Origin of the sequence: Pseudogracilibacillus sp. SE30717A, from assembly GCF_037071985.1 — a bacterium.
In the GTDB taxonomy this organism is placed as follows: domain Bacteria; phylum Bacillota; class Bacilli; order Bacillales; family Amphibacillaceae; genus Pseudogracilibacillus.
The window spans coordinates 100923-117069 of record NZ_JAXHDF010000011.1; the positions used below are offsets into that span (position 1 = coordinate 100923).

Genomic DNA, 16147 nt, shown 5'->3' on the forward strand with positions numbered 1-16147 from the left:
TAATTTCATTTGTAGCACTATAATAAGTCGTAAGCCTTGATAAGGCACGTACGGTTTTTATGAGGGGAAGCCTTGAAAAAGGTTACCCTACTTTATTTCAAAAAATATTAAATGCACCAATGCAGATTAATAGAATTGGTGGGAAGTAGGTAAGTTTAGCCATTGCTTTGTTTTGAGATAATAAAAATCCTATTTTTATTCCCGAATAAACAAATACTCCACTCATGGTAGCAATTAAAATGGTTGTAAAAATAGGAGAGTAGCCTAACATAGCCGCTCCTAATCCTGCTCCAAATGCATCCATCGCCAGTGCGGTTCCTAAAACAAGTGCTTCTCCAACGGAAATAGTCCCGGAACGATCTTTATCTGCCTGGTGTGGGTCTGACATAACTGATTTAAAATGATTCATTCTTGAAAGGGAACTTTTTTCTTCTCTACCTTCAATATTCACCCTCTTTTTTTCACGTTTATGTGAACGAATAATGGAGCACAAAACGAATACTCCAAGTGCAATTAAAATAGAACTTCCTAAAATACTAGTGATTTCAGGTGAAATAAACATCCGTAAAATATGACCAATGAGCATGGAAGTGATGACGATGATTCCTGAACAGAACATAATAACTAATAATGCTGCAAGAGATATTTTGATTTTACGCATGCCATACGTTATTCCTACTCCAAACCCATCAATACTTACTGCAATGACGATGGAGATTAGATTCATATAATAAATCATTTTTGACCCATTCCCTTGAACGACATAATTGATGATGTAGGGTTATGTTATGTGAAAATGGACCAAAATGTGTCGTATTCAATCTGTACAGATGGGTGGCATTTTAGGTGTTTATCAAGGTTTCGCACTAGCTTCTAATGATAAAAAGGCACTGAACTTATCACGCTGTTAATCATTTGTTCACCAGCTATTTCCCATCTGCTTCTATCTTCTATTTGAGCATCTCGATCAATAGGCTCTTGAAATTGTGCAAATCCAGTTGCGGCGAGCAAAGAATCAGAATTTCGATCTAGTCCAATATGAACAATATGTTTAATTACGTAGGGCTGTTCAAATTCAAGTAAGGCATCACGGTCATCCAACATACCTTTCACAACGGAAAATGGTAATCGAATATAAATGGTTTCTCCGTTTTCTCGCCAAAGCACAGAGTCAAAATAACCGGCATGATATTCCCATGCACTACCTAACGTAAATCCAAGCTTCCTAGAATTATTCTCCATATGACCGAAGTAAGTTCTTTTTCCTTCAATGGCAGAGTTTTCAAGTTTAATCATTCACCATTTCTCCTTGCTAAGTAATTTATTTCCTATTATGAGAGATAAATGTATCTGATATACATCTTAGTTCACTTTTTGCTCTCCATTAACTTATTAAATAAGTCTAAATAACTACTAAATTCGACATTTCACTACATTATTAGTAAGAAAATACTAATAATACTAAAGATTAGGTGGGAGATATGGTATAGTGGATAAAAATGGTTCATTGATTGAACTCATTCTAAAGATAAATGATAAAATCAAAATTTGATGCAGCTTAGGGGGATGGACATGAGCAAATTAATTAATAAATCAGCGGCACGAAAAGCATTAGCGAAAGTAGAAAAGGTAGCTAAGCAGATCAAGCCACTCATTCAAAAAGAGAATGATTTTGAGTCTAATTATGATACACTGCATGAAATTTTACGCAAGGAATTAAAGCGAGATGAGTACTTTGTTATCGTAGATACAGAAGGAAAAAGTTTTATCCATACTAACCGTTTGCTGGAAGGGACAGCCTTTACTGATGAAGTTGGTTTAAAAGCGGCAAACACAAAAGAACCTTTATTACAGGTATACGAAAGACTGACCGGTGAGTTGCTTGTTGATGGTTCTTGTCCATTAATTGAAATAGATGGGAAAGCATTTAATTTACGGATAGGCAGAATCATTCATCAACAGTTTATCGTACCATTTTTAAGTGCGATTTCTTTAATCCCGGCATTAGCTATTTTTCTGTCAACTTTTTTATTATCCATACCTTTAGAAATTGGTGCAATTTTAGCAGGGGTATCGCTGATCATTACCGGCATTTTTGCATACATTTTATATAAGTATATTATGAATGGAATTAATTCATGGCATCAAGTAACGAGAAGGATTTCTGCAGGAGATCTTACTGCCGAAGTAACAAATCGCTCTCGAACTGAATTTCATCAAATAGGATTTGAAATTAATAAAATGGCAATTGGAATGAAAAAAATGATTGAGGAGTTAAGCAACTCTTCCGAAATTATTCATAAAGTAAGTATTGATCAGGCAGAAGAATCTGCAAATCTTTCCACGACTTTTACACAATTAGGTGAAACGATGCAATCATTTCAGGCAGGTGCTGAAGAGCAGTTAGCTTCTTTACAATCAGCAAGTGCGATGGTTCATACGATGATTCGGGGAGTCAATGAGATGGAAGATCGGATTAAAGGGACATTAGAAATTTCCGAAGAAGCATCTGCAGTAGCCGAAGATGGTAATAATGCAATCGTTCATTCGGGCGAAAAAATGCAGCAATTGGAAAATGCCATTAATCATTCAGCTCAGAAGATCAGCGAAGTAGCCGAAGATGTGAATCAAGTCATCCAAAAAGTTTCTGCTATTACGCAAATTGCCGAACAGACAAATTTGTTGGCTCTCAATGCCTCGATTGAAGCGGCTCGAGCAGGAGAAGCAGGAAGTGGATTTTCCGTCGTCGCAAATGAAGTTCGAAAACTTGCTGAAGATACGAATGAATTTGCTGGAGACATCTTCACGCAATTAGAAAAAACCCGAGAAGAAATGCGCGAAGCAGTAGAGCAAGTAGAATCTAATTCTGAGGCCATACGGGAGGGCGTTGAGATTGTCAAAATTGCCGGAGCATCGATTGAAAAGTTAAATAATGCATCACTCCAATCGAAAACGGCGGTGCTGGATAACCGCGAGTTCGCAGATACGCTCATAAAAGATGGGGAAGAATTAGAAATGATCATCGAAGAGGTTAACCGAATAGCTGAAAGTTTTACCGATCAAATCGTCGAAACGGTTACAAACATGGAAGGACAAATTGAAGGAGTCCAACTGCTAGCTGCAGATGCAGAGACATTAACAGATCAAGCGAATGTTTTAAATAGAACTGTCCATCGATTTAAAGTAACAAAGTGAACTGATTCATAGCTGTTTATGAAAGATGAAAAGTTTTCAAACATCTTTCAAAATAGTTTACGAACATAGTCTTTGTCGTGTATGATGTAGTAGTAGAAGGTTTAAAGTGATACGAGGGAGGTTATTATAGGTGGCTTTCGTAATTTTAGAGCCGTGTGCTGCTGAAAAATCTGGTGAATGTGTGAGCGTTTGTCCTGTAGATTGTATTGAAGAAGGACCAGATCAATTTTATATAGATCCTGATATTTGTATCGACTGTGGTGCGTGTGTTGCAGTATGTCCAGTTGATGCCATTGTTGAAGAGTATGACCTGCGCCCAGAAGATGAAGTATATTTAGAAAAAGCAGAAAAATTTTACGCGAATCGTTAAAATATAAATACGTAGAAATCCCTTTCCAGAAACATTGTTTTCCTAGAAGGGATTTTTTTGTTTGTAAATATAATAATAATAGAAAATGTATGGCAAATAGTATTTCGTACAAAAGTAGAGTTTTGTGCGAATTTTTTAGTTGGATATTCTATTAGGATATCTTCAAATAAAATAAAAAGAAAAAATGTAAAAATTCCGTCAAATCTATTTTGTTATTATCATTGCTAATATGTTACACTCGTGGAAAGTAATGGAGGTGGGAGCGTTGAGTAAAACGATTTTATCTATCGAAGACTTATCTAAAACATATCAAACTGCGGGTGGTTTAGTTTCTGCGCTAGACCATGTTTCTTTCCAACTGCAGGAGGGCGAGCTGTTAGCGGTCATGGGGACGAGTGGGTCTGGAAAAAGTACACTTTTAAATCTCATTGGAGCAATGGATGAACCGACAACAGGTGTAATCAAAGTAAATGGAATATATGATAAAACAATGTTTAAGGAACCTAAGGCAACCATTTACCGAAGAGAAAATATTGGCTTTATTTTTCAGTCTTTCAATTTATTAAAAGACTTATCGGTGGAAGAAAACATCGCACTGCCACTGATTTTAAAAGGAGAGAAGGATGGGGTTGTGAAAGAAAAGGTCTCCAAAATGCTCAAAATTATTGGTCTGGAAGAATGGCGTACGCACCGTCCAGTTGAATTATCCGGTGGACAACAACAACGTGTCGCAATTGGAAGAGCATTAATCACATCTCCGCCAATTATCTTAGCAGATGAACTCACTGGAAATCTGGATTTTAATACATCAACCGATATTTTACAAACATTATTAAAAATGAAGGAAGCGTTTAACCAAAGTATTATTATCGTGACACATGATCCTTCTGTTGCAACCTATGCTGATCGAGTATTATTTTTTCATGATGGGAAAATAGTTGATGAATATACGTGTACAGAGGAAACAGAAGATATGAATGCCATCTTACAAAAGTTTCAGCGGATTTTGGAGCGTCCGGCATGATTGATTCAATACAAGCAATTGCCAGTAGGTTTTTTAGGAGAAATAAGTTAATAGCTTTTACCTCCATTATCGGAGTGATGATTTCCATAACATTAATCATTACGATGGTCGTATTTGTAACTGATGCCAAACGTTCACTTGTTGAAGAAGTAGAAAAAATGTACGGCAAGATGGATCTTGCTGTTGGCTATAATCCGGAACAGAATCTATTTATTGATGAGAAACTTAGTGGAATGATTAATAGTCTAGAAGGGGTAGAGGAAACGTCGGAAGCTTTTCTCGCTCATTATTTTATTGATGATCTTCAAGAACGTTTTTATACCGTTGGAGTGGAGGATGATTCCCTTGCCAAAAGCAGATATCATTTTAGAGAAACGATCCATGCTGATGAAGTAAGCTTAAATAACGCATTAGCAACATTGCTTCACACAACGCCTGGTGATCAAATTACGGTCGAAGGAAACGATTATACAGTAAAAGAAATTCTTCCTGATCTTGAAGAAGCGGGACAGGTCACTGACATACTGTTAATAAACCGGCAAGCGATGGCAGAGCAGGAGTTTGAAAAAACTGGCAACAAAAAACAGTCTGATTATATGATGGTTGAGGTTAGTGAACATGTTGATGTGTATGAGCTCGCTCAAACTTTGAAAAAAATTGATCCCGAGCTTCGTGTAGATATTGCAGTAGAGGATGAATTTTTAAAAAGTAATTTGGATTTGCAGCTTCAATTTGTGATAGGGCTTTCAGTATTAGTTATATTAATAACCGCGCTCTTTATTATTTCTAATTTTGAACTATTTTTATATAAATATAAGCATGAGTTGGCCATTTTAAGATCGTTAGGGGCCACAAAACGACAAGTGTTTTCTATTATATTATATCAATCAGCAATCATAAACGTAATCGGCGGTATTAGTGCACTTTTATTCAGTTTTATCGCTTACCGTTATTTACAGTCCTTTTTAGGGAAATTATTTGATGTGGCAACAGATACGTTAACATATAATTTCCCTGTTGCAATCGTCGTGGCACTGATTAGCATTGTCTGTATACAAGCATTTATGCTTATTCCAGCATACCGAAGCAGTCGACTTCTTCCTGTGACCATTATGCAAGAAAATGAGGAACTCGGATTTTCTCATACATTGATAAGGAAAAAGAGCGGGTTTATTGGGATTATTTTATCTGGATTCCTCATTGTTTTTGGCGTTATATTTAGTGAATTACCAGCGTTTATTCTCGTTGGGAGTATTGGCTTTCTATTAAGCTGTATCATATTATTCCCACTCTATCTGCCAAAGGTAATGGAAAAGATGTTGCTGATTATGAGGCGAGTAATTGGAAATATTTCATTTATTTCGTTGAAAAATACCATTCCGCAAGTAAGGAAAAACACGTTTATTGTATTAATTATTAGTGCAATGATGATCATTGTCGTGTTTGGTTCTACATTTATTCAAACGATCCAGCAAACAGATATTAATTATATTAAGGAACAATATGAAACAGAGATCGTTCTTACGAATAAGTTGACGAAAAGTTCTACTATTCGTGCAGATGAATTGAGAGAAGAAGTTTCCCGGCTAAGTACAATTACACATGTAAGTACCCAAAGTTCACAAGATAACGGTATGATTGAAGGGATGCAAGAGAACGTGTATTTTGACTATTCATTTGCAGACATTTCGGCAATGAACGAACAAGGACTCTTGGAAACGACTGTTAACAATCCGAATGAAGTGATTGTTAAAGAAAGTTTTGCTAAGGAACACGGACTACAAATCGGTGATACTCTACATCTGAACATGGACTATGATAATAACCAATATAAATTTTTACAGCGTGGTGAAGTGGTCATTGGTAATATTGTCAAAGCTTTCCCATATCCGAATGAAATTAGAGATATATTTATAGATTGGGAAACGGGTGTCTTTGACCCTGACTTTAAAACAGTGGAGCAAGCTTTCGTTGATGTAACAGACCCTGAACTTGCCATTACCGAGCTTGAAGGAATAAAAAGCATTTATCCGGAAATTCAGGTGAACAGCTTGGAGAAATCACTTCAGCAATCGAAACAAATGTCCTCTCAACGGTGGGTGATTTTTATCATCGTCTTAGTTGTAATTCTGCTTAGCGTTATGTTCGGCGTGATTAATACACTTATTAATAATATTCATGCCAAACGAAAAGAATTTGCTGTTATGCGAGTGGTCTATTTGAAACCGAAAAATATTATCCAAGTCATTATGACACAGGTAACAACATATATTGCGCTTGGAGTTGCGGTAGGGATTGTTTTAGGATTTATTTTTACCTATTTAATTAGCTTAGTGGACCCAGGTATCTTGTCCTTTAATTACACGATCATTGCAATTATGGCTATCGCTATTTTTGTCATCGCATATATTGTACTCGTTCCTGTCGCAAACCGACTTGGGAAATTAAATATTTCAACTGAATTAATGCAAGATCATAAATGAAAAAGTCCTTTTCCTTAGGGCGGGAAGAGTGGTGCCCAAGATATATGCACGCTCCTCTGAGGAAAAGGACTAACTAATTTAGAAAAAGTACGTATACAGTTTGATAACACCTAGGATTAATAAAACGATTCCTAATCCTTTAAACGTAAATCCTGTGACGGAATTTCTTTCTGGCATCCTTGAATCCCATGATTCCCTGTCCCTATCGAAAGAACTCACCTCCTAATATGAAACGTTTTTATTCCATCCAATATTCCCGTAAGCTCAACTGCCTATTGAGAAATGTCACTTCCTAAGAGTGAACGTTTTACAAAACATGTAGTCGTATTGCGAGCGGACCCCATTTTTCTTCCTCTGTTTTTTGTGAAGATCGTATATGTTTTATCGAATCAAAAGGTTCGTAAATAACTTCATCTAAGCTCAACTGCCTATTCTAATAGTGAACGCTTTACAAAAAATGTAGTGGACTTTCGAGCGCACCCATTTTTCTTCCTCTGTTTTTTGTGAAGATCGTATATTTTTTATCGAATCAAAAGGTTCGTAAATAACTTCATCTCACGCAGCATTCTATTCTTCTACTTTTTCCGCGAGCTGGCTGATGATCCAACGCTCAGCAGTTTCTTCACTGACCGTATAAATTTTTCCGGCACGGAGCAACTCCCCACGGTACATCGTTTGAATATTCATTTTAACTTTTACCATCGTATTAACTCCTTCAACTTGTTAATTTAATTATACATAAATATTGAGTGAAGGGAAATACGCTTTTAAATGATCATATCTTCAAATAGAACTCAAATTCTTATTAAGCGTATGAATGAGAATGATAAACACCTTTAATCGTTCCCTAAACTAGAGAATTTGCGAAATAGGGTAACGAATACGTGCTATTCGTTCCCCAACCCAGCGAATTTGCGAAATAGGGTAACGAATACGTGCTATTCGTTCCCCAACCCAGCGAATTTGCGAAATAGAGTAACGAATATGTTCTAATCGTTCCCCAACCCAGCGAATTTGCGAAATAGAGTAACGAATATGTTCTAATCGTTCCCCAACCCAGCGAATTACGGAAATAAGGTAACGAATACGTGCTATTCGTTCCCTAACCCAGCGAATTGTCGAAATAAGGTAACGAATACGTGTTATTCGTTCCCTAACCCAGCGAATTTGCGAAATAGAGTAACGAATAGTGTTATACCACCTAAACACTCTTAATTAATTTTTCCTAAGAAAATTAAGAATCATAGATATAATAGGACGAGCGCCCTTTACGAATTAAAGTGAGGTTATTTGTTAAAATGGAGCGTATCACTTTTTTAGATGTGATCCCGTTAACCCAATCGTGCAATTCTGTAATAGTTATTAGTCGCTCAGGAAAAAGAAAGCTGAATTCTTTCACACTGCGTTTAATTGCTGACTCAATAGTTTCTTTTTCACCACATTTAGAACAAATAATTTTCAATTTACTAGATGATACTAAAAGCTTCCGACAAAAGCCACACATGACACCTTTTTGTAACTGCTCATAGTGATATTCAAGTTGTCGGTTTCTCGTGAACTCAGGTAAGTGACGAGAAACCAGCTCTTTAGCAACATTCATGTGGGCGGAATTTAGTCTTGTTGTTCTTGAATTTAACTCCTGCATATAGCGGTTTAGCTGCGTGGGAAAGACAATTGATTTGGTGTAAGGTGCTTGATAGAGTGTAAATTCAGGATTCACGAAGATAAGGTAGGCTTCGATTTGGAAGGGTGCGCCGATTTGATGGAGCAGGTTACGTAGTAAAAGTTCACTTCGTTGTAGTTGTTGTAGAGGATTTCGAATCTCTTTTTTGGATGGGACGACATACCACTGATTTTCTTTAACGTAAAAGTCACCTTCAAAATTTTTGATTTCATTCAAGATTATTTTATTGTCCAGTACTAGCAGATGGTCGATTTGGAATTCAGATTGATTACTTTCTAATAGGAGATCATAGAGGCTAATGTATTCTCCATGGATTTTTTCTTTTAGTAATTCAAAAAACAAGCGCTCTCCCTCATATCCTTTTTCTAAATTTCTGAGATTTGCTCTGTCGCTGGAGGATAGTAACATTCTGGAATCTAAATAGGTGAGGAGTTGTAACTCGTGAGGTGTAAGAGGTTTTTGATGTTTCGTTATTAGCATGGGCATCATCCTTTTCTACTATTAAACTCACTATATATAAAAAAATGCGAAAACTCAAATATGGATGAATAATGTTTAACAGATGATCTTTCATGCACTCCTATTTAGTTCATCCATTTCTTCATTATTGTACGTTTTTAGAATAGGAATGATTTAAGAAAACATCCTCCTCGCTTATTTGTGTTAAACTAATTATAGAAAACATAGAGAGGGTTTTTTACGTGAGTAAAACGGTTGTATTAGCTGAAAAGCCATCAGTAGCACGAGATATCGCACGGGTACTTGGAGCTAATAAAGGTGGGAACGGCTATTTAGAAGGAACAAAATATATTGTTACATGGGCGCTCGGACATTTAGTGACACTTGCGACTCCAGATATGTACGATAATAAATATAAAACATGGCGACTTGAGGATTTACCGATGGTGCCAAAACATTTAAAAACGATTGTTATTCAAAAAACAGGAAAGCAATTTAATACGGTCAAACACCAGCTAAAACGGAATGATGTGAAAGATATTGTTATCGCTACAGATGCTGGACGAGAAGGAGAGCTTGTTGCTCGTTGGATCATTGATAAAGCACGCGTCAACAAGCCTATAAAACGATTATGGATTTCATCTGTAACAGACAAAGCCATTCGAGATGGATTTAAAAACTTACAGCCCGGGAAAAAGTATGAAAACTTATACGCTTCAGCTGTAGCACGCTCGGAGGCGGATTGGTATGTTGGTCTCAACGCGACAAGGGCGCTTACGACCAAACACAATGCGCAGCTTTCAAGCGGCCGTGTGCAGACACCGACACTTGGTATCCTTGCCACCCGCGAAAAAGAAATCCGTGAATTTCGTCCTCAGACTTTTTACGGCTTAGAAATGAAAACACAAAAAGGAACACCTTTTACTTGGCAAGATGCGAAGGGGAACACACGGATTTTTAACAAAGAAAAAGCGGAAAAACTTCGCTCGGATGTGAACAAAAAACAAGCGACTATTATTTCAGTGGAGAAAAATCATAAAAAACAATTTGCACCTCAATTATATGATTTAACAGAATTGCAGCGTGATGCGAACCGAATCTTTAACTTTTCAGGGAAACAGACACTTAACGCCATGCAAAATTTATACGAAAGACATAAAGTGCTCACATATCCGCGAACAGACTCACGGGTGATCACAACAGACATCGTTCCGACATTAAAAGATCGTCTTGAAGCGTGTGGAGTGGATCAGTATGCTAATGTGGCACGAAAACTTGCTCGGAAAAACTTCAAACTACCGAAATCAGTTGTAAATGATGCACAAGTAAGTGATCACCATGCGATTATTCCAACGGAGGAAACGGTAGACCTTACTGAACTAGGAAGCAATGAACGAAAAATTTATGACCTTGTGGTGAAGCGGTTTTTAGCTATTTTATCTGATCCACATGAATACGAAGAAGTACGGGTTACCGCAGAGCTTGAGGGTGAACGTTTTGTAGCACGTGGAACTACTGTGCAAAAACTTGGCTGGAAAGAAGTATATGAATCAGGCGAGAGCGCAGACCGTGGTGAATCTCTAGCCCAGTACAAAGAAGGCGCTCATATCCAAAATGTTTCTGTAGGTATCACGGAAGGCGAAACAAAACCTCCGGAACGTTTCACTGAAGGAGCGCTTTTAAAAGCAATGGAAAATCCGGCAAAATATATGAGTGCAGATGAAAAACATTTGGCAAAAACTCTTCATCAGGCGGGTGGTATTGGAACTGTTGCAACGAGGGCAGACATTATTGATAAGCTGATCAATGGACAATCGATGGAGCTGCGGGGAAAATATTTATATTTAACGCAGACGGGAAAACAGTTGCTCGATCTTGCACCGGAAGAGTTGCGATCGCCAGCCTTAACAGCAGAATGGGAACAGAAATTGACGCAAATTGAAAAAGGGAAATTAAATAAACAGCAATTTATCGCAGAGATTAAACAGTACACAGAAAAAATTGTCCGGGAAATAAAACAAGCCGACGCGACATTTAAACATGATAATTTAACTGGAACGAAATGTCCACGCTGTGACAGTCTCATGCTTGAAATTGAAAACAGAAATGGAAAAATGCTGCGCTGTCAAGATCGTTCGTGTAATTATAAGAAAAATGTTTATAAAAATACGAATGCGCGTTGTCCGAATTGTAAGAAGCGACTAAAGCTTTACGGAGAAGGTGATGGGCAAACCTTCACCTGTATGTGCGGACATCGTGAAAAACTGGCTACATTCCAGGAGCGCCGGAAAAAATCACAAAACACCCGAGTGTCGAAAAAAGATATTAATAAATATATGAAGAAACAGGATGATTTTAAGAACAACGCGCTCGCTGAAGCGTTGGCAAAGTTGAAGAAGTGAGGAAGGAGGGGCTAATAATCAGCCCTTCCTTATTTATTGTCCACGATATCTGAAATAAATTGATATATATTTTTTGGATGTTCGGCGAGGCGATGACAAACGTATAAGAACCAATCATTTCCGTAGGTGAGATAGACTTTACACGGATATCCTTTATTTTGTAGTTTTTTTAGTAAATGTGGCTGAATGCCATAAAGCATTTCTATTTCCACATTCGGAAGTTGAAAATAATTCCGACGTTCGAATTCATCAAGAATTGCTTCATCGTAGGTAGCGATGGATACAGGATGATTGGCCCTGATGAGTTGTTCAACAATATAAAGATAATTCTCATTTAACGCATTCGATCTAGGGATAGCGATATCAGTCGGTTCTTTGTAAGCACCTTTTACGACTCTGATCTTTCCTGGATATGTAAGGAGCTCCTTAATGTCTTCACGTGATCGATATAAATGGGCTTGTATTGTAATACCTACATTTGAAAACATTTTGGACACATTTTTATAAATCGATAAAATGTCTTCGGTTTTATCAGACTCTTCCATACTGATCATGATTGTTATATTATGCATGCTCGCTTTTTCAGCAATTTCAATAATATTTTCTTCGGCAATTTTAGGATTGATTGTTAACCCAATATGCGATAGATCAAGTGACACAGTTTGTTTGATGGTATGTGTGCTAAAATCGTTGATAATATGAAGAAATTCTTCTTTTGCTTTTACACTATCTTTGATCGTTAGCGAATTTTCTCCAATATATTCTAGTGAAACTCGGTACCCTTCCGTAAATAACTTTTGCGCAATTTTAATTCCTTCAAATCTTTTTTCTCCAGTAATATACCTGTGCGCTCCTTTTCGCAGCATGGAATATATCTGCTTGTTTTCTTGGATATACGCTTTTATTTCTTTATTCCGTGCTATCTTTTTCATCGCTTCTTGAGCATGTAATTCTGATGTTTTCAACTTGTTTATCCCCTTTTCGATTATTTATTTTTACTTTAACATGATAAAATGGTTACGATTAGAGCCACTTATGGCTAAGTTTGACAGTACCACTTTTAAGAGGAGGAAGTTGCTTTGCTTTGGATTCCGATTGATCGAGATAGTAATGTTTCCTTAATGAAGCAAATTTATCAATATGTTCGTGATCAAATTTTATGTGGAGCCCTGCAGGTAGGTGAAAAATTGCCTTCCACCCGCGGACTTGCCAATCATTTAGGAGTTTCAAGAAATACAATTTTGGATGCGTATGAACAATTAATTGCTGAGGGATTCTTAATTACAAGCAAGGGGGCTGGAACTTTCATAGCAGAAGGGACATTTCTTGAAAGGCGACAAAAGCAAGAAATAAATCTTACAAAACAATCTAAACAAGATACAGATGTCATCGATTTCCGATCAGGGATTCCCGATTTGACATTATTTCCACGTAAAGATTGGGCAAAGTTATCTCAAGAAACGTGGAACGATGCAGAAGCTCTTACCTTTGGCTATGACCAACCAGAAGGGCGTTTAGAGTTACGAGAGGTTTTATCCAGCTATTTATTTAAAACGAGGGGAGTTAGTTGCCGTCCAGAGCAAATAATCATTACTTCTGGTGCAACGCAAGCTTTGACGCTTATAGCGAAGTTGCTTTTATCCCCGGACGACCATGTAGTAATTGAGGATCCAATTACAACAGATATTCAAACAATTTTTCAAACTACTGGTGCTTCTTTATATCCGATTCATGTAGATGAAAAAGGAATCAACACGGCATTATTACCAAAACATCTGCGGCCAGAATTTGTATTTATCACACCTTCGCACCAATTTCCGCTTGGGAGTACGTTACCGATTCAAAGACGTATCGAATTAATAGAATATGTGCGGCAAAAAAACAGCTATATTGTGGAAGATGATTACGATAGTGAATTTCGATTCGAAGGTTTGCCGATTAGCTCCCTCCAAGGATTAGAGGAAGAACGGGTTATATATATCGGATCGTTTAGTAAAATTTTATCCCCAGCACTACGGATTGGGTATGTCATTTTACCTTATGATTTAATTGATCATGGTCGTGAACTTAAATGGTTTTCAGATTTACATACTCCATCTATCGACCAATTAGTACTTGCCCGTTTTATCGAGGGTGGCTATTTAGAACGGCATATATTGAAAATGAAAAAGCTATATAAAAGAAGAAGAGATGTTCTCATGGAAGAACTAAATAAGTACTTTTCTGAAGAGATAACATTTTTAGGATATACAACAGGCCTACATCTCGTTGTAGAATGGAAGGATATCACTTTTTCAGAGCAAATTTTGAAGCGGTTGGAAGAGCATCATGTGAAAATGTATCTAGTTGAAGATCATTCAATTATAAAAGGAAAACATTGCAATCGCTTGATTATTGGATATGGTCACTTACATAGTGAAACGATTATTGAAGGAGTGAAGCGTTTAAAGGATGCGTTGGATGGAAACTTGAGTGACGTGGGGAGAATCTGAAGTCGGATAATTTATATTTCGTTAGGGGGATGGAGATTTTGAAAAAAGGAATGATCATATTCATGTTACTTTTTGCTTTTATGGGTGGTTGTAGCAAAAATCTGGATTTTGCTACGGATGAACCATTTATTGTCGTCTCTTCATCCATAGCTGGACCAGATATCGCTCGGAATTTTTATCCTACAAATATTTCACTTTATGATAATGGTAAACTAGTGTTACACACGGAGACTACAGAAAAAATTGTAATAGGTGAGGATGCCCCTATAGTTGAAATGCAGTTAGAAGAAAATGAAGTGGATAACGTAAAGCGACTCATTAAGAAAAATGGGTTTTGGAAGTTTAAAGAGGATGTATCCGACGATGATTCTGTTGACGGAAGCTTTCTGTACATTACAGTCAATTTAACAGACGAATCAAAAACAGTTGGGGGCCTGAATCCAGATCATCCTGAGTTTAATGATATTGCAGATTATGTGCGTAAATTGGTAAGCGATGATGATTATCGATGGTGGAATAAAGAAATTAAAGAATATATTATTGAAACGAATCCAGAGTTGGAATAAGAAAGCTCTCCTTATTTTGGACAGCTTTTATCCTACAAAATTTATCTTGCCTTTATTATACTCTAACCATGTGGTGCTCTTTCATCCGTTTGTTTGATCCGCTCTTATTGTTCAGTTGTGGGTGTTTTGACATCAGTTAGGGTATTCCGTTTATCTCTTTTTTCCTGCTGAATAAACAGATTTCCCAGTTGAAATAGTTAACTATTTTGTGTTATCTAGCTGATCATTTAGTGTATTTATTTTTGTACTTATATCCTCGGTTGCTTTTGCTTTCTATTCGGTTATTTATGCGATTTGATCAATTGCATTCATCACCTTCGATGGTATTCAGTGAATCATAGAAAAATATCTTTCAAAATATTTCTAATTAAATGCAAAGGTCTTCGATTAAACACAAATGGACAGAAAGATCCAAAAACTTTAAACTAGACTAAGAGGTGATTCGATTGGAAAAAGTTATTGATATGCACAATGTGTCATGGAGAAGACAAGGAAATGAAATTTTACACGATATTAACTGGGAAGTAAAAAAACAAGAGCATTGGACAGTTTTAGGCTTGAATGGTGCTGGTAAAACAACGCTTCTTAATATGGTAAATGGCTATATCTGGCCAACGACAGGGGAAGTCTCGGTTCTTGGAAATAAATTTGGTCAAACAGACATTACCAAATTACGTTACTCGATCGGGTGGGTGAGCTCGTCTCTTAGTGAACGAATAAATAGCCATCATAAAACAGAAGAACTTGTTGTCAGCGGGAAATTTGCCGCAGTCGGACTGACATTTGCAGATCCAACCGAAGCAGACTTTGCCCGTGCACGTGAAATTATGAAACAATTAAATGTTGAACATACATATGGACAGCCATACGCAAAATGCTCGCATGGTGAAAAACAAAAAATATTGATTGCACGCGGTTTAATCGCTAATCCAAAGCTACTGATTTTAGACGAGCCAACGAGCGGCCTGGACTTTATTTCACGCGAAGAATTACTCCGCGCTGTTGAGCAGCTTACTGTGAAACAAGACGCTCCGACCATTATTTTCGTCACGCATCATATTGAAGAAGTACTACCGGTGTTTTCCCATACATTATTACTAAAAGACGGGACTGTGTTTGCAAAAGGAGAACGCGAAAACGTATTAACGAGCGAAAACATGTCTAAATTATATGGTAGAAAAATTCAAGTCGACTGGCGCAAAGACCGCGCATGGATGGCGTTAGTATAAGCGTCTGGATGGGGAGGCGTTCGGAGGGGTTCTTAAGAATCGTTTTTCTCTCCGGAACTCCTAGATAGCGCTTTTCGAACAAATTTGTAGCTATGATTCAATTTGAACTTGTTCGATTAAATTAGAGTTCACTTAATAAAGAAGAGGATCTGCAAGAGGTGGTATCCGTAAGACGCTCTGACCATCGCTTATGAAAACTTATTCGGGTTTTGAGTGGTAAATGTTATAATGGTTGGAAAATGA

At 37.1% G+C, this 16147-nt stretch carries 14 protein-coding genes; 8 read left to right on the top strand and 6 right to left on the bottom strand.

What is annotated here, in order from left to right; all coding sequences use genetic code 11:
* Nucleotides 1–97: 97 nt before the first annotated feature.
* Both ytaF and SPD48_RS16880 read right to left on the bottom strand, forming a co-directional pair.
* Nucleotides 98–739, bottom strand: coding sequence for a sporulation membrane protein YtaF (gene ytaF, locus SPD48_RS16875; RefSeq protein WP_336259296.1), 642 nt, complete (start codon nucleotides 737–739; stop codon nucleotides 98–100).
* Between the two features lie 134 nt (nucleotides 740–873).
* Nucleotides 874–1296, bottom strand: a complete 423-nt coding sequence (locus SPD48_RS16880) for a YugN family protein (protein WP_336259297.1) — start codon at nucleotides 1294–1296, stop codon at nucleotides 874–876.
* 276 nt (nucleotides 1297–1572) lie between these two features.
* On the opposite strand from SPD48_RS16880, the gene SPD48_RS16885 reads away from it, so the two are divergent.
* From SPD48_RS16885 to SPD48_RS16900, 4 genes are all read left to right on the top strand, one after another.
* Complete coding sequence (locus tag SPD48_RS16885; protein WP_336259298.1) at nucleotides 1573–3195, top strand: methyl-accepting chemotaxis protein; 1623 nt, start codon at nucleotides 1573–1575, stop codon at nucleotides 3193–3195.
* A gap of 130 nt (nucleotides 3196–3325) precedes the next feature.
* On the top strand, nucleotides 3326–3565 hold the full coding sequence (locus tag SPD48_RS16890) for an indolepyruvate ferredoxin oxidoreductase subunit alpha (protein WP_336259299.1): 240 nt from the start codon (nucleotides 3326–3328) through the stop codon (nucleotides 3563–3565).
* 265 nt (nucleotides 3566–3830) lie between these two features.
* On the top strand, nucleotides 3831–4589 hold the full coding sequence (locus tag SPD48_RS16895; RefSeq protein WP_336259300.1) for an ABC transporter ATP-binding protein: 759 nt from the start codon (nucleotides 3831–3833) through the stop codon (nucleotides 4587–4589).
* Nucleotides 4586–7072, top strand: a complete 2487-nt coding sequence (locus SPD48_RS16900) for an FtsX-like permease family protein (RefSeq protein ID WP_336259301.1) — start codon at nucleotides 4586–4588, stop codon at nucleotides 7070–7072. Before SPD48_RS16895 ends, SPD48_RS16900 begins: the two co-directional genes overlap by 4 nt.
* 567 nt (nucleotides 7073–7639) lie before the next feature.
* Here the strand turns inward: SPD48_RS16900 and SPD48_RS16905 are convergent.
* The 3 genes from SPD48_RS16905 to SPD48_RS16915 form a co-directional block, all read right to left on the bottom strand.
* The gene (locus tag SPD48_RS16905) at nucleotides 7640–7774 is read right to left on the bottom strand and encodes a hypothetical protein (RefSeq protein WP_336259302.1); all 135 of its coding nucleotides are present in this window, start codon (nucleotides 7772–7774) and stop codon (nucleotides 7640–7642) included.
* A 150-nt stretch (nucleotides 7775–7924) separates the two neighbouring features.
* Complete coding sequence (locus tag SPD48_RS16910) at nucleotides 7925–8281, bottom strand: hypothetical protein (RefSeq protein WP_336259303.1); 357 nt, start codon at nucleotides 8279–8281, stop codon at nucleotides 7925–7927.
* Between the two features lie 25 nt (nucleotides 8282–8306).
* On the bottom strand, nucleotides 8307–9236 hold the full coding sequence (locus SPD48_RS16915) for a nuclease-related domain-containing protein (RefSeq protein ID WP_336259304.1): 930 nt from the start codon (nucleotides 9234–9236) through the stop codon (nucleotides 8307–8309).
* A gap of 221 nt (nucleotides 9237–9457) precedes the next feature.
* Here SPD48_RS16915 and SPD48_RS16920 point away from each other — a divergent pair, with 221 nt between their 5' ends.
* The gene (locus SPD48_RS16920) at nucleotides 9458–11617 is read left to right on the top strand and encodes a DNA topoisomerase III (RefSeq protein ID WP_336259305.1); all 2160 of its coding nucleotides are present in this window, start codon (nucleotides 9458–9460) and stop codon (nucleotides 11615–11617) included.
* A 29-nt stretch (nucleotides 11618–11646) separates the two neighbouring features.
* Here SPD48_RS16920 and SPD48_RS16925 read toward each other — a convergent pair whose 3' ends face one another.
* A complete protein-coding gene (locus SPD48_RS16925; RefSeq protein WP_442962171.1) occupies nucleotides 11647–12582 on the bottom strand; it encodes a proline dehydrogenase family protein in 936 nt (311 codons plus the stop codon).
* Nucleotides 12583–12696: 114 nt separating this feature from the next.
* On the opposite strand from SPD48_RS16925, the gene pdxR reads away from it, so the two are divergent.
* From pdxR to SPD48_RS16940, 3 genes are all read left to right on the top strand, one after another.
* Entirely contained in the window at nucleotides 12697–14109 is a 1413-nt protein-coding gene (gene pdxR, locus SPD48_RS16930; protein WP_336259306.1) for a MocR-like pyridoxine biosynthesis transcription factor PdxR, read from the top strand.
* Between the two features lie 38 nt (nucleotides 14110–14147).
* Nucleotides 14148–14675: a hypothetical protein gene (locus SPD48_RS16935; RefSeq protein ID WP_336259307.1), complete on the top strand. Its 528-nt coding sequence runs from the start codon at nucleotides 14148–14150 to the stop codon at nucleotides 14673–14675.
* 446 nt (nucleotides 14676–15121) lie between these two features.
* Nucleotides 15122–15904 carry an ABC transporter ATP-binding protein gene (locus SPD48_RS16940; protein ID WP_336259308.1) on the top strand — a complete coding sequence of 261 codons (783 nt, stop codon included), beginning with the start codon at nucleotides 15122–15124 and terminating at the stop codon, nucleotides 15902–15904.
* Nucleotides 15905–16147: the final 243 nt, after the last annotated feature.